12 protein-coding genes and 12 tRNA genes are annotated in these 14,513 nt (G+C 43.3%); 1 reads left to right on the forward strand and 23 read right to left on the reverse strand.

What is annotated here, in order from left to right; all coding sequences use genetic code 11:
• Positions 1-75: 75 nt before the first annotated feature.
• The 10 genes from ACI3E5_RS11265 to arcA all read right to left on the reverse strand — a co-directional run bounded on the left by ACI3E5_RS11265 (position 76) and on the right by arcA (position 10,207).
• A complete protein-coding gene (locus ACI3E5_RS11265; protein WP_005229243.1) occupies positions 76-720 on the reverse strand; it encodes a V-type ATP synthase subunit D in 645 nt (214 codons plus the stop codon).
• The gene (locus tag ACI3E5_RS11270) at positions 720-2,108 is read right to left on the reverse strand and encodes a V-type ATP synthase subunit B (RefSeq protein ID WP_005237151.1); all 1,389 of its coding nucleotides are present in this window, start codon (positions 2,106-2,108) and stop codon (positions 720-722) included. The genes ACI3E5_RS11265 and ACI3E5_RS11270 overlap by 1 nt, the downstream gene beginning before the upstream one ends.
• Entirely contained in the window at positions 2,108-3,883 is a 1,776-nt protein-coding gene (locus ACI3E5_RS11275) for a V-type ATP synthase subunit A (RefSeq protein WP_010749209.1), read from the reverse strand. The genes ACI3E5_RS11270 and ACI3E5_RS11275 overlap by 1 nt, the downstream gene beginning before the upstream one ends.
• Positions 3,884-3,914: 31 nt before the next feature.
• Complete coding sequence (locus ACI3E5_RS11280) at positions 3,915-4,229, reverse strand: V-type ATP synthase subunit F (RefSeq protein WP_005229240.1); 315 nt, start codon at positions 4,227-4,229, stop codon at positions 3,915-3,917.
• Positions 4,222-5,223 carry a V-type ATP synthase subunit C gene (locus ACI3E5_RS11285; RefSeq protein WP_005229238.1) on the reverse strand — a complete coding sequence of 334 codons (1,002 nt, stop codon included), beginning with the start codon at positions 5,221-5,223 and terminating at the stop codon, positions 4,222-4,224. Before ACI3E5_RS11285 ends, ACI3E5_RS11280 begins: the two co-directional genes overlap by 8 nt.
• A 14-nt stretch (positions 5,224-5,237) precedes the next feature.
• Positions 5,238-5,828: a V-type ATP synthase subunit E gene (locus ACI3E5_RS11290; RefSeq protein ID WP_005229237.1), complete on the reverse strand. Its 591-nt coding sequence runs from the start codon at positions 5,826-5,828 to the stop codon at positions 5,238-5,240.
• A gap of 16 nt (positions 5,829-5,844) precedes the next feature.
• Positions 5,845-6,318, reverse strand: coding sequence for a V-type ATP synthase subunit K (locus ACI3E5_RS11295; protein WP_005229236.1), 474 nt, complete (start codon positions 6,316-6,318; stop codon positions 5,845-5,847).
• On the reverse strand, positions 6,302-8,293 hold the full coding sequence (locus ACI3E5_RS11300; RefSeq protein ID WP_015510091.1) for a V-type ATP synthase subunit I: 1,992 nt from the start codon (positions 8,291-8,293) through the stop codon (positions 6,302-6,304). The genes ACI3E5_RS11295 and ACI3E5_RS11300 overlap by 17 nt, the downstream gene beginning before the upstream one ends.
• Positions 8,294-8,605 (reverse strand): hypothetical protein, encoded by a 312-nt coding sequence (locus ACI3E5_RS11305; protein WP_015510092.1) that lies wholly within the window; start codon positions 8,603-8,605, stop codon positions 8,294-8,296.
• Between the two features lie 384 nt (positions 8,606-8,989).
• Entirely contained in the window at positions 8,990-10,207 is a 1,218-nt protein-coding gene (gene arcA / locus ACI3E5_RS11310) for an arginine deiminase (protein ID WP_010749205.1), read from the reverse strand.
• A 433-nt stretch (positions 10,208-10,640) separates the two neighbouring features.
• Here arcA and ACI3E5_RS11315 point away from each other — a divergent pair, with 433 nt between their 5' ends.
• Positions 10,641-12,638 (forward strand): beta-galactosidase, encoded by a 1,998-nt coding sequence (locus ACI3E5_RS11315; RefSeq protein ID WP_498821712.1) that lies wholly within the window; start codon positions 10,641-10,643, stop codon positions 12,636-12,638.
• Between the two features lie 84 nt (positions 12,639-12,722).
• Here the strand turns inward: ACI3E5_RS11315 and ACI3E5_RS11320 are convergent, their stop codons facing one another.
• The 13 genes from ACI3E5_RS11320 to ACI3E5_RS11380 form a co-directional block, all read right to left on the reverse strand.
• Complete coding sequence (locus tag ACI3E5_RS11320; RefSeq protein WP_498855870.1) at positions 12,723-13,175, reverse strand: HIT family protein; 453 nt, start codon at positions 13,173-13,175, stop codon at positions 12,723-12,725.
• Positions 13,176-13,364: 189 nt separating this feature from the next.
• Positions 13,365-13,449: transfer RNA gene (locus ACI3E5_RS11325), tRNA-Leu, on the reverse strand.
• Positions 13,450-13,476: 27 nt separating this feature from the next.
• Positions 13,477-13,547: transfer RNA gene (locus ACI3E5_RS11330), tRNA-Cys, on the reverse strand.
• A 41-nt stretch (positions 13,548-13,588) separates the two neighbouring features.
• Positions 13,589-13,660 (reverse strand) — tRNA-Gln (locus ACI3E5_RS11335).
• Between the two features lie 10 nt (positions 13,661-13,670).
• Positions 13,671-13,743 (reverse strand) — tRNA-His (locus ACI3E5_RS11340).
• A gap of 28 nt (positions 13,744-13,771) precedes the next feature.
• Positions 13,772-13,845: transfer RNA gene (locus ACI3E5_RS11345), tRNA-Trp, on the reverse strand.
• 5 nt (positions 13,846-13,850) lie between these two features.
• A tRNA-Tyr gene (locus tag ACI3E5_RS11350) sits at positions 13,851-13,931 on the reverse strand.
• Between the two features lies 1 nt (position 13,932).
• Positions 13,933-14,008, reverse strand: a tRNA-Phe gene (locus ACI3E5_RS11355).
• A 36-nt stretch (positions 14,009-14,044) separates the two neighbouring features.
• Positions 14,045-14,118, reverse strand: a tRNA-Asp gene (locus ACI3E5_RS11360).
• A 4-nt stretch (positions 14,119-14,122) separates the two neighbouring features.
• A tRNA-Val gene (locus ACI3E5_RS11365) sits at positions 14,123-14,195 on the reverse strand.
• A gap of 23 nt (positions 14,196-14,218) precedes the next feature.
• Positions 14,219-14,290 (reverse strand) — tRNA-Glu (locus tag ACI3E5_RS11370).
• Positions 14,291-14,301: 11 nt separating this feature from the next.
• Positions 14,302-14,390 (reverse strand) — tRNA-Ser (locus tag ACI3E5_RS11375).
• A gap of 48 nt (positions 14,391-14,438) precedes the next feature.
• Positions 14,439-14,512 (reverse strand) — tRNA-Asn (locus ACI3E5_RS11380).
• Position 14,513: the final 1 nt, after the last annotated feature.

The raw sequence follows: 14,513 nt of genomic DNA on the forward strand, positions 1-14,513 counted from the left end.
AAGCAAAAAAGGCACGTAGAAAGAATCCTCCTTTCTACGTGCCTTTTGGCTATAATCACACTGCTTGCAAAAGCCTTACTTCGCTTCGTTTTCTGCAATGATATCCGTTACCTTCATCAAGCGAGTCAATGTTGCTCGTTCGTCTTCTGCCAGATTGCTTTCGATGTATTGAATGGTTTCTGTCAGCTTGGGAATCGTCATATACTCTAACGCATTGACTCTTCGTCTCGTCCGTTCGATCTCATTGGCCATCAGTTGACAGGTTTTCTCGATCTCGGCCAACTGCAGCATCACTGGCAGCATTTGATCCAGATGGGACAACGAGAGATCCAGCTCACTGGTGGTACTCACAAAACCGTAGGAAAAATCATCATCCGAGCTTTCTTCTTCGTAAACAGGGTTCAACACTGGCACATCCATATTCATGATGGTTCGGCTTTGCACATCTAAGGTCACTTTATTCAAAGGGATCATAAAGGCTTCTTGCAAAACGACATCGGGAATACTACTAGAAGCCAGCACATACTCTTCCATTCCTGCTTGCAATGCGGTCTCCATCTTTTTACGAAGTTCCTGGTTTTTCTTTACTAGCTGAATGAACTGACGTACTAGCTCATCTTGCTTGTCTTTCAATAATTTGTGACCACGGGTTGCCGTCGTCAGCCGCTTTTTCAAACGACTTAGTTCCATCCGTGTCGGATTGACATTTAAGATCGCCATTAAGAACTCACATCCTCGTCCGTTGGGTAATAGGCGTCGATAAATTCTTCTTTGATACGGCTCAACTCTTGTTTTGGCAAGGTAGCTAATAGCTTCCAGCCTAAATCTAACGTTTCTTCAATCGTCCGATTGGTTTCAAATCCTTGATTGACGTACTCTTTTTCAAAAAGATCAGCAAAGCGCGCGTACTTTTTATCAAGATCAGATAAGGCAGACTCGCCTAAAACGATCGATAGCTCTTTGGCAGCTTTCCCATCGGAATAGGCGGCATAGATTTGATTCATCGTTGCCGCATGATCGGCACGGGTCTTACCTTCTCCCGTTCCTTTGTCCTTCAACCGTGAAAGACTTGGTAAAATATCCACTGGCGGGTTGATATTACGCTTGTAAAGGTCCCGCGACAAAATAATTTGTCCTTCCGTGATATAGCCGGTCAAATCAGGAATCGGGTGGGTTTTATCGCCATCTGGCATCGTTAAGATCGGTATTTGTGTGACCGATCCTTCTTTGCCCATCAAACGTCCTGCCCGTTCATACAGCGTCGCTAAATTGGTGTATAGATACCCTGGATAGCCGCGACGTCCTGGAACTTCTCGGCGGGCAGCGGAGATTTCTCGCAACGCTTCACAGTAATTCGTCATATCGGTCATGATCACTAAAACGTGCATGCCTTTTTCAAAAGCCAAATACTCTGCTGCGGTCAATGCCATCTTAGGTGTAGCGATCCGTTCGATTGCTGGATCATTGGCAAGGTTCATAAACAAAACAGAACGATCTAACGCACCGGTTTTGCGGAATTCATCCACGAAAAATTCAGCTTCTTCAAAAGGGATCCCAATTGCTGCGAAGACGATCGCGAAATTGCCTTCTTGGCTAGGTACTGTTGCTTGTCGTGCGATTTGAGCAGCGATCTCTTTATGAGGCAAACCAGACGCAGAAAAAATTGGTAGTTTTTGTCCACGAACTAATGTATTTAAATGATCGATCGTTGAGATCCCCGTTTGGATAAATTCATCTGGGAAGTCCCGCGCCATCGGATTGATGGCTTCACCGTTTACATCGATGCGTTTTTCTGGCAAGATTCTCGGGCCATTATCTTTTGGTTTTCCTAAACCGTCAAACACCCGACCCATCATATCTAGAGAAACTCCTAGCGTCAAACCAGTCCCTAGAAACCTTGCTTTGCTTTCTTCTGCACTCAAATTACTGGTACCTTCAAAGACTTGGACAACAGCATTGTCATCACTGACTTCCAGTACTTGTCCTTGACGGATCTCGCCTGTGTCCATGCGGACCTCAACGAGTTCGTCGAATTTCACGCCTCGAACATTTTCGACCACCATTAAGGGGCCAGCAATTTCGGAAACTGTACGATATTCTTTTAACATCAATGAACACCTCCAGTTTCAATGATTCGTTGTAACATTTCTTTGATGTCATGCTTGATCGTATCCAAGCGAGTCAATTCTTCTTCAGGAATGTATTTGCTGCGGGCGATGCGCTCACGCAGATCAACCGTTCCTTTGGTGATCTCATCTAAGTAAGCACCTAGCTGCAATGCACGCTGTGCTTGTTCATTAAAGTAGAGAATGTTTTCCAGCATTTTGAACTGCTTGTTGCGGGAAGTGTACGTATCAACGTCATCGAAAGCGTTTTGCTGCAGGTAGTCTTGTCTTAAAGAACGAGCAGTCATCATCGTCAAGCGGTCTTTCTGGGAAAGAGAGTCCATCCCTACCAGCTGAACGATTTCTTCTAATCGGCTTTCCTCTTGGAGAATCGCCATTGATTCATTGACTAGCTCCGACCAGCGATCACCTAATAATTGATCCAAATAAGAATTGATTTGATCCTCATAAAGGGAATAGGAATTCATCCAGTTGATGGATGGAAAATGCCGCTTTTGCGCCAACATACTATCCAATGCCCAAAAGACTTTCACGATTCGTAAGGTATTTTGAGTGACCGGTTCTGAGATGTCTCCTCCAGCAGGTGAAACCGCACCAATTGCGGTAATGCTTCCTTCCCGAGGTTGCGTGCCTAATGAATGGAAACGCCCTGCTCGCTCATAGTATTCCGCAATTCGACTTCCAAGGTAAGCCGGATAGCCTTCATCTCCTGGGATCTCTTGCAAGCGCCCACTCATTTCCCGCAGCGCTTCTGCCCAACGAGAAGTTGAATCTGCCATGATGGCAACACTATAGCCCATGTCACGGTAATATTCCGCGATCGTGATTCCTGTATAGATCGAGGCTTCCCGAGCAGCAACTGGCATATTCGACGTATTGGCGATCAATACCGTTCGTTCCATGATCGACTTGCCGGTATTCGGATCGATCAACTCAGGAAATTCGTTCATGACATCCCGCATTTCGTTGCCCCGTTCACCGCAACCGACATAGACCACGATATCCACATCTGACCATTTAGCGATCTGATGCTGAACGACTGTTTTTCCAGCACCAAAAGGTCCAGGAACAGCAGCTGAGCCGCCTTTTGCCACTGGAAAATAGGTGTCGATGACTCGCTGCCCAGTGACTAGCGGTTCGCCTGGATTTAATTTAGCAGTAACTGGCCGCGGTTGACGCACTGGCCATTTCTGAACCATCGTCAAGGATTTTTCACCATCGATGGTTTCTAAAACACAGATCACTTCAGTAATCGCAAAATTTCCCACCATGATTTCTTTGACGGTTCCTTCATAGTTTGGTGGCACCATGATCTTATGCTCGATCACCGAAGTTTCTTGTACTGAACCTAAAATATCACCGGCTTGTACAGTATCGCCGACTTGTACTTGTGGGACGAAGGTCCATTTCTTTTGGCGATTCAGTGGATCGATGGTGACCCCCCGCTCCAAAAAATCACTCTCTGTTTGCGACATAAATGTATCTAATGGTCGTTGGATCCCATCAAACATCTGAGTCAACAAACCTGGTGCTAGTTCGACAGACAATGGTGCGCCTGTCGTTTCTACGGGCTCGCCTGGTCCGATCCCCGCTGTTTCTTCGTATACTTGGATCGAAACCAGCCCTTTTTTGATCTCAATGATCTCACCGATAAGGCCCTTGTCACTGACTTTGCAGATTTCGTGGATTTTTGCGCCACTTAATCCTGAGGCGGTGACCAGTGGTCCCGATACTTTTTCAATTGTGCCAAATGCCACATTTATTCCTCCTAGCTGGCTGACTTGTCTGTTATGAATCTAATATATTCATTCCTACCGCTTTTTCCACATTTTGCTGAATGCGTGCCATGCCGATCCCTAAACTACCCGTACTACTTGGAATCGGAATGATCGCTGGTGTCGGTACTTCTTCGTAACGACGAACGATCGGTTCTAATTGTTCGATCAACCGCTCGGTCAAAAAGATCACACCATACGCTTCAGCCATCTCTTCTAATTGTTGGGCGGCTTCATCCAAATCGCTGACTGGAAAGATATCGATCCCCAGCCCTTTGAAAGGCAAGATCGAGTTCTTACCACCCATCATTGCTATCTTTTTATGCATAACTATCACGCACCCGACTTCTTAAAATCTCTTCTGGCACCTTATTGATTTTACCAATCAAGAGAATACGCAAATTCTTGCTTTCAATTTCCTTGGCATACAGATACCCTGCCAATGCTGACGGCCCAAAAGGCACGATTTTTTGTTCTTTGAGCTTCGCCATTAGAAAATTGTCTTTGCGTATATCAAAGGTATTCAAGGTCTTCTTTTCTACCAATTCTTCATAACTATGATTGATCAGCTCTTTATAAGGGGTTCCTTGCAAGTATCCCACAAACGCCTCAAGAGAAGTCGTGATTTCTGCTAACAACTCACTTGCAGGTAAATTCCCATGGTCGGCTAAAACTGCGCTGATAAAGCCGCGCTTGCGTTTCATCGCGTAACTGCGCAACGTTGTTGAAATATTGAAGATATCGATTTGGCGGCGAATCAAGCTTTGCAGCAACTCGTCTTGGTATTCTTTACCGATCGTCCATAATTGCTCCCAATAATGGTTGTCAAAGATGATATCGATGGACTGGACTTCATGATAGTTCTCAATATAAGAAAAGACTTCTTCCACACAGGCAACCATCTCTTGCGCGACCTGAGTACTTTTTCTGGTCTTGACCAGATCTTTAAGGACGGAAAGTGGCTGGGTGCCGATTGGGACGAGATACGCCGAAAAATCTTCTTGCATATATGCCGCTTTTACTAAAACTTTCAGATTTTGATAGTCATATTTCAAAGCAAAGAAATCAACGATCGCTTTTTCTGGTGTCAACTGATACATCGTTTCGTATACCCGTTTCAACTCAGCCATCAGGACTTGTTCAAAATCGTGTACACGATCATCTTCATTGATGAAGTCACCATAAACCGTTTCTTGCAGCATCCCATAGATTTCCTCTGCGCTGGCAGCTGAGAGCATTCGCTCATAGCGACTACGATCGAATAATTGCGATTCATACGTCCGAATTCTCGTATTCAACGTATTATATTTGATGTCATTCATCTGTTTGCACCTGCTTACTGTTCAAAAATCAATTGCAGTAACGTATTGCTTAACTCTTCTTTGTTGGCTTCTAGTAGCGCATCAAAGGTAAAATTCAACTCAATTGCTTCTTGTCGCAACAAAAAGCCACCCTTGCGAGGGATCGTTTTATTTACCAGTTTCAACTGAACCTCTGGGACCGATGCTTGCAACTTAGTAAGGAATTCCTCATCAACGAAATGACGGGACTTCTCGCCTAAAAGCAACTCGACCTCACCAGTTAACCGTGCATTCGCCAAGCCTTTCGCGATAAACGTATAAAATGCTGCCTGATCCATCGTGTTCAAACGGGTCAGAGCCTCAGAAAACAGCTCATCTAAGACGGACTGCTTTGCTGCCAAGACCTTGTTTCTTGATTGGATATGCACATCTGAGATTTCCAAATACATCGCAGCACGTTTTTCTTTTTCATAAAAAGCTAACCGTTCATTAAGCTCTTTTTCTAACTGTGCTCGTTTTAAATTTTCTTGGTTTTCACTTTCTTTTTGTGCTTCTTTGATTTGAAGCTGGTATTTCTTTTCCGCATCAGCGGTTATTTTGTCAGTTAAACGTGTAATATCAGACATTCACTTTTCCCTCCTCTTAATTCAAGACAAGCAAGAAGGAAATCACGAACCCTAAAATACAATACGTTTCCATCATCGCTACCAAGATAATTCCTTTGGTCACATGTTCTGGTTTTTTTGCTAAAATCTGCATCGCAGCACTTGCGGCACGTCCTTGCCATTTACCGGCGATAATTGCTGTTAACGCGATCGGTAATGAAGCGATAAACAAATACAATCCGCGATCGAATGAGATCGAACCACTGATCTGACCAAAAATCATAAAGGAGATTACAAAGCCGTATAGCCCCTGGGTACTAGAAAGCAATTCCAAAATCAACGCTTGCCCGAATTTCTCTGGCTGCTCTGAGATCAAGCCTGATGCTGCTTCACTGGTCATCCCCACACCAATCGTTGATCCGATACCACCACAAATCGTTGCGGTCGCTACACCTAAAGCTGCAAAAACAATTCCACCATTTTCGTAAAAGAAACTAATCCAATTTTCCATTATTATCCTCCTGTAACTTTTCTTCTGAGATGATCTCTACATAATTTTCATTTGATTTGAACGGGTCAAAGGCACGTCCGCCCCCCGTAAAGAATTTTCCGAAATACTCTAAATACTGCAAGCGGATACCATGAACATACGCACTAAGGTAACTTAAGAAAATATTCAGGCCATGTAGCGCCACAAATAATAAGATACCGACGGTGAACCGGGCTGCTGGCGGCAAGTAGCTAATGATCAAGTTGAAGGCTGAGGCGATACTTCCGCCGGCAACCCCTAACGCCATCAGACGGGTGTAACTGATCAAGTCACCAACATAATTGGTCACATCCATCAATCCGTACAATCCAGAACCGATTTTTCCTGCCAACGTTTTTCCTTCTAAACTGCCTCCGATTGCCACTGCTAAAAGACTGGCAGCAATCATTACGATCCCAATCGTTTGTAACGGGGTGTCAGGGAAAAGCAGCATTCCTGCGGCGACAAAAACGACACTGATCAAAAAGACGATCCACGAACCGGCTTGGAACATCGCAGCCAGTTTCTGGTCTTTTTTCTTCCATAAAATATAGAATTTCAGCGCCAAGCCAAACATGATCTGAATGTACCCAAAGATCACGGATAAGACTAAGATCTGATTGACATCATCCTGGGCAGACAACAGTTGGAATGAGAATTCAAATCCAAAGAAGTTGCCATAGATCAAGCCCCAAATAATCGTAGGGATCGAGCACAACTGAAAGAGGGTCAAATTTTGTTCCAGCCCTTTGCTGAGGTGGAACAGCTTTTTCCCCAGGAATGTCGCCAGAAACAAGAGCAACCCATAGCCAAAATCGGCAACCATCATCCCGAATGCCACCATGTAAAAAGGCGCCATAAATGGTGTCGGATCTAACTCGTCATATTGCGGCAAGCTGTACATCCGAACAAGTCCTTCAAAAGGTTTGATCCAACGTGCGTTTTCTAATAAAATCGGCACATCAGCCAGCTCTTTTTCCGTCACTTCTTGGTATTCGAGGTAATAGTTATCCGTGGTCCCTTTTTTGATACGTTTTTCTAATTCGGCCGCCCCATCAACAGGAACCCAGCCAGAAATCGATACCGCATGAGTCGAACGCAAAAGCATTTTACTGCTTTTTAAGCGGGTGATCGCTCCATCTAAATACTCGGCAACGATCCGCAAGGTTTCTTGCTCTTTTGTCATCGCACCAAGAGAAGCTTTGATTTCTTTTTCTTCATCAATTAGACGTTGGGATTTTTCTTTCATCGTTTGCAGATCTTCTTCTGGAATCCCCTCATAAGGGTAGATGTATTGCTCGAAGGCTGCTTTCTTTAGAAGAGTAGTTACTTTTTCTTTTACATCTTTATGGAAAAGTACCAATAAGTAAGTTGTCGTTTGTGATTGATAAATGGTTTCGACATAGACAAGCGGCAGCTTTTCACTGTTGGTCGTAAAGTCAGCCATTTCAGAAGTAGGAATCGATCCTAACAAGCCACCTGATTTTTTTAATTCTTTTAAAACAGCTGGTCGTTCTTTGAAATACTTCCAGATCGACAGTTCTGCTTCTTGTGCTAATACATCGCGTTTTTCTTGATCAATCAAGCGAAGACGTTTGTCTTGTTTACGAAGGGTTTGGCATAATTCTTGCCAAGGATAGGTGTGGGCTGTTTCAGCCAATTCTTGAAGGGTATATTTTTTGATTGGTTGCCGCAGTTGTGCCAGCATTCCTTTTTTGGGTACATATTCTTCTAAAAAATTTAAGCTCCAGTTGACTTGACCAAACTGGTTCTCCATTTCTTCTTCAGACTGTTCCTCGCGAACCGGTGTCAAAACACCCGTCGTTTCTTCAGAATCATAATATTTTTCCGAAGAAAGCAGTTCTACGCCTTGAAAGTCTTGCAGCTGCTCTAAAACAGCTTCTTTCTGATCGTAAAAGGTCAACAGACTGAACTTTTGCATTTTTGCAATTGCCATTTATGTCACAACCTTATTTATTATTATTGCTAATGCTTCTTCTTTCAATTCATTAGGGATCGTTCGCAGTGTTTCCACTTCTGCTTGGGTCTTAGCCAAGAGTGGTTCCTTAGACTGTACCAACTCAGCTGCGATTTTTTGGTTGATTGCTTCTTTTTGTTGGGCTTCTTTTTCTGCCAACTCTTTTTTAAACGCCTTCAACCGTTCTTCTCTTGCTTGTGCCAATTGTTTTTTTTCTGCTTCTGCTTCTTTATTTTTATTTTCCGCAAATTGCTCTGCTTCTTGCAATAATCGAATGGCATCTACTGTCATTTTCTCACCTGCTTTCACTTTTTTTCCGCAAAAAAAACCACTACAAATCAAGCATATGGCATTCGCTGATCGTAGGGTGTCAAAAATCAATAAGTGGCAAATACCTTCACCTATTTCCGTTTTCTAATATAACCGTAACATAAATTTTGCGATAGAACAAGGTTCCTAACGTTTTTTTATAGTCTTTACATATAAAAGTCACAAAAATTACACATTTTCACAAAAAGAAATCCTTTTCATTTTATTGGGGGTTAAATGATGACAAAAAAGAAAGATTAGAAACAAAATGATGTTTCAAATCTTTCTTTTAGATTTTTCTCGTCTTTTTCTTAACTTAAATACTCCTAAAGAAAGGACAAGTATTTAAAATAACAAAGAATTGTCCTACTCACGAATAAACGGCATACTCATACAGCGAGGACCCCCACGTCCGCGAACCAATTCGCTGCCCGAGATTTCATTCAAAATGACTCCTGCCTCTTTTAACAGCCCATTAGTAATGGTGTTGCGGTCATAGACCACGACTTCTCCAGGTGCAATCGCCAAGGTATTGGAGCCATCATTCCATTGCTCTCTAGCTGCCGCTGCCAAATCGTCGCCACCACAGCGGATCAAGTGGACTTCAGGCAAATCTAAATAACGACAAAGAATGTTTTCCAACGTATCTTTTTCCTCATATACTCGCACACCGTCCTTGTGTTTAGTGATTGAATACAGCGAAAGTTCTCCCTCGATTTCTGGATGGATCGTGAACTTATCATGATCCACCATCGTGAAGACCGTATCTAAATGCATAAATTTTCGTTCTTCGCCGATATTAAATGCCAAGATATGTTCGAAACTCGGTTCTGTGGCAAAAATCGTTTCGGCAATTTTTTCAATTGAGGCAACTTCTGTTCGTTGAGAAATCCCGATCGCCACGATTTTATCAGATAAAATCAGCTGATCGCCGCCTTCCATCCGCGTCGTTTCGTCCCGATGATACAAAAAGTTCGTCTCATTGCGGGCAAACATCGGATGGTGCGTAAAAATTTGTTTTCCGTAGAGGGTTTCCCGTCTTCTCGTTGCAGAATACATTCGATTCAAGGAAACACTGTGACCAATCGTCGCAAACGGATCTCGCGTGAAATATAGGTTTGGCATTGGATCGATCAAGAAAGGATATTCTGTTTCAACGATTGCCGTTAAGTTACTGGCTTTTGAAATTTCTACCTCACTTTTTTTCAAGCCCGCCATCGTATGATCGATAAAGGCGCGATTGTCTTTAATCGACAGGAAAAAGTTGCGCACTTCGTTGCGAATCTCTTCATCAAGGATCGTTGTTTCATTTAAATAGTCTTCTAAAAAGGCCTCTTTGGCACCAGTTGTTGTCAATGTTTCAGCAGCTAGATCCTCCAAATAAAGGACTTCCACCCCTTTGCTTCTTAACGTATCCGCAAAAAAATCATGTTCTTTTTGCGCTTGGGTTAAAAAAGGAATATCATCAAACAACAATCGATCAAGATAATCCGGCATCAAGTTTTCTAATTCTGCGCCTGGACGATGCAGCAGCACCCGTTTTAAAGGGGCAATCTCAGAAAAAATCTGTATTGGCTGGTTCATGAACTTGTCTCTCCTTCTTGGCAATTTTGTTGAATAACTTATGTCATTCATTTTTTATGATTCCTCATCACATAATTATTCATTTCTCTGACTCATCGTGTTTTTTCTACTCGTGATTCAAAGTTTTTTTAGATCCTATAGTTATAAACATGCATTTCAGCAAAAAGAAACCTCCGATAAAAAAACAACTTTCTAAGAATGTAAATTCTAGATACTTTAATTTACCGCCTTTTTCAATTGTATATTTTTGTTAAAAAAACAGCAAGGCAAAAGAACTGATGGACGATAGTCCTAGCTGCGAAACCAGATTGAATTATTTTTGTTTTTTTGGATCATTTCATGATTTTCAAATGATACCGCTATCAAACTGATAAATATTTGCTATGATTCAAGTATCTTGATGCTAAAGAAACGTCTATAAAGGAGCGATTTGATGAAAACGCAACGTCAACTTTACTATGGTGCCGACTACAATCCTGAACAATGGTCTAAAGAAGTCATTCTTGAAGATATGCGCTTAATGAAAGAAGCAGGTGTGAACTATGTAAGTATCAATATTTTTGGCTGGGTCAATCTGCAGCCAGATGAATCCACCTATGATTTTGATTTTCTGGACTGGTTGATGGATCTTTTATATGAAAACAATATCATGATCGACCTAGCCAACGGAACGGCTTCGCCTCCCGCTTGGCTTGTTCAAAAACATCCTGAGATGCTGCCTGTGACCATTCATGGCAATCGACTGGTTCATGGGGCGCGCCAGCACTACTGTCCGACTTCCCCTATCTATCGTCAATATGCCACCGATTTGTCAGAAGCAGTCGCAAACCGTTATGCCAATCATCCAGGGCTAGTCATGTGGCATATCAATAATGAATATACCTGTCACATCCACGAGTGTTATTGCGATCATTGTCGGAAAAGATTTCAGACATGGTTAGCAGAGAAATATCAGACCATCGCTGGATTGAATGATGCGTGGTCAACTAAGTTTTGGAGTCAATCCTATGGCAGCTGGGAGGAAATTTTTCTACCTGAAGCGATGTCGACCTTCAAAAATCCTGCGCAGCAGTTAGACTATCGGCGTTTTCTTTCCGACATGAATCTGGAGCTCTATCAACTCGAAAAGGCGGCGATCGCAAAATATTCACAAGGTATCCCTTACATGACCAATCTGATGGGCTTGCACAAATACGTGGATGGGTTTAAATGGGCACCCGAAATGGATGTAGTCAGCTGGAATTCGTACCCGAATCCCTTTGAAAAGATCCCTTACCCGCAATTTCTTGCTAACGATCTAACTCGTAGTTTAAAGAAAAAACCTTTTTTGATCATGGAACAAGCCACCAGCGCCGTTAATTGGCGGCAAATCAATGGTGCCAAGACACCCAACCAGCTGCGTCTTTGGAGTTATGAAGCGCTCGCTCATGGCGCTGATGGCATCATGTTCTTCCAATGGCGGCAGTCTCGTGGCGGTGCGGAAAAATTTCATAGTGCGATGGTGCCTCACGGAGATCCTCATTCAAGCCGTATCTTTCGTGAATGTGCGCAATTAGGCAACGAATTTTCGCAACTGTCGGAAATTGTTGGGACGCGCTTCTTGGCTGATGTCGCGGTTGTCTTTGACTGGGAAAATTGGTGGGCGCTGGAATTGGATGCCAAACCAAGCACCTTAAAGTACATTCATCAGTTACGCAGCCTGTATGGCGCGCTAAGGGCGTTAAATCTGAGCGTAGACTTTGTCCATCCTTCCGAATCTCTAGACGGCTATCCTTTAGTGATCGCCCCAAATCTCTATTCAGCACCAGAAGCCTTCGGTAAGAAAATCAATGATTACGTGCGACAAGGCGGCATCTTCTTGACGAATTTCTTTAGTGGGATCGTCAATGAATATGACCAAGTCTATTTTGGGGGCTATCCAGGACTGTTTAGGGACACCTTAGGGATCATTGTAGAAGAGTTTTACCCAATGAAAGTAGCTACCCATCACCAAATTGACTTCCAAGGTCGTCGGTACGACAATTCTCTATGGGAGGAAGTCATTCATCTAAATGGTGCTGAATCTTTGGCAACCTTCCAATCCGGTTATTTGTCCGATAAGCCAGCCATTACTATGAATCAGATCGACGATGGGTATGCGTATTACGTGGGAACAGAATTGTCTCTTGAAGGGCTAACTACATTTTTAGCGACCATTCTGGAAAATCATAAATTAGCGACTCATGCCCAGCACTTCTTGGCTGCTCCTACTGAGGTCTCCGTTACCTGTCGCAAAGGTGCTGGCTATACACTCGTCTTTCTCTTAAACCATACCGAGCAGACAACCAAAGTGAAGCTGAAAGCCCCTGGAGCAGACCTTCTAACCAAAGAAACCAGACAGTTGGTAGTTCTGAAACCAAAAGAAGTCGCAGTTCTTAAGTATGTTGATTGATCTAAGGAAAAAGAACCTCCATGAAGCGATCGCTTCATGGAGGTTCTTTTATAGACGTTACTAGATTCAGGGGGATTCTTTAGACTAGCGATAGGCATTTTCCAAATAAGAGCTTATCATTTGTCTTCGCTCTCCATCTCTTTTTTCTGAATAGTGATACTCTGGATTAGTCCAATGGGATTTGTCATACAACCAAACAGGCATTTTTTTCGCTTCGTCGGTTTCCCATTCATAACGGGGAAACAAATGTGCATGAAGAAAGTTATCGGTATTTCCCAATAGTTCATAATTGATTCTCAATGGAGAACAAGCCTGTATTATAGCATCTCCTAAAAGAGTCATATCAGTTAAGAAAACCTGTCGCTCATTTAAATCTAGATCATTTAAAGAAGCCACCTCTCTTTTAGGTAATAATACACAATATCCAGGAAGAAATTGGACATCACCATAAACAGCAAAACTGCCAGACAATTTTTTGATCACCATTGGATTTTTCCCATCTATCGCTGATTTGATTCTATTCTCATACCATTTCAATTTGATCCCCCCTCTCTTTCCTGTTCCTTGCAGCTATTCATGTAAAAACTATACAAGATTAAGGAAAGGCTTTCAATAGTAACAAAACAAAAAAATCTTTGCTATATGAGTGGTCCTTCAAAATCGTATTTGTAGACTTTTATAAACAAAAAAATGTATCAATCTTATAAAAGACTGATACATCAATGATACCGGCGGCCGGGGTCGAACCGGCACGCCCTCAACGGGCACTGGATTTTGAGTCCAGCGCGTCTGCCAATTCCGCCACGCCGGCATGTTGAAAGGTTAGTATTTAGTACTAAGGCGGTAACCGGATTTGAACCGGTGATGAAGGTTTTGCAGACCTCTGCCTTACCACTTGGCTATACCGCCATTATACTATTGTTGCAATCTACAATCAAGTGAAGATTGTACTGGGGTAGCTGGATTCGAACCAACGCATGACGGAGTCAAAGTCCGTTGCCTTACCGCTTGGCTATACCCCAAAAATGAAAGGGCGAGTGATGGGAATCGAACCCACGAATGCCGGAGCCACAATCCGGTGCGTTAACCACTTCGCCACACCCGCCGTGATAAGAAACTGTTGAAATATATAATGGCAGGGGCAGCAGGAATTGAACCCACACTAACGGTTTTGGAGACCGCTGTTCTACCTTTAAACTATGCCCCTATGAATGGAGGAGAGTGGATTCGAACCACTGAACCCTAAGGAACGGATTTACAGTCCGTCGCGTTTAGCCACTTCGCTACTCCTCCATGGTGGCGCGGGACAGAATCGAACTGCCGACACATGGAGCTTCAATCCATTGCTCTACCAACTGAGCTACCGAGCCATATAAGAAAATATAAGTTTTACAAAAATAATGAAACGGTCTGGACGGGACTCGAACCCGCGACCTCCTGCGTGACAGGCAGGCATTCTAACCAACTGAACTACCAAACCGTAATGGGGGTTAACGGGATCGAACCGCTGACCCTCTGCTTGTAAGGCAGATGCTCTCCCAGCTGAGCTAAACCCCCGAAGGTTGTTCATTAAATTGTAATGATCCGTACGGGATTCGAACCCGTGTTACCGCCGTGAAAGGGCGGTGTCTTAACCACTTGACCAACGGACCTAAGTTTAAAACGGAGAGTAAGGGATTCGAACCCTTGAGACAGCGATAGCCATCTACATGATTTCCAATCATGCTCCTTCGGCCACTCGGACAACTCTCCAGCCTAAAAGAAGCTCATTACTCTTGCTTGTTTTCTCTTATTAGAGAACTCCGGCAGTAGGACTCGAACCTACGACATCATGATTAACAGTCATGCGCTACTACCAACTGAGCTATGCCGGAA

The organism is Candidatus Enterococcus avicola (genome assembly GCF_047470845.1).
GTDB classification, from domain to species: domain Bacteria; phylum Bacillota; class Bacilli; order Lactobacillales; family Enterococcaceae; genus Enterococcus_D; species Enterococcus_D casseliflavus.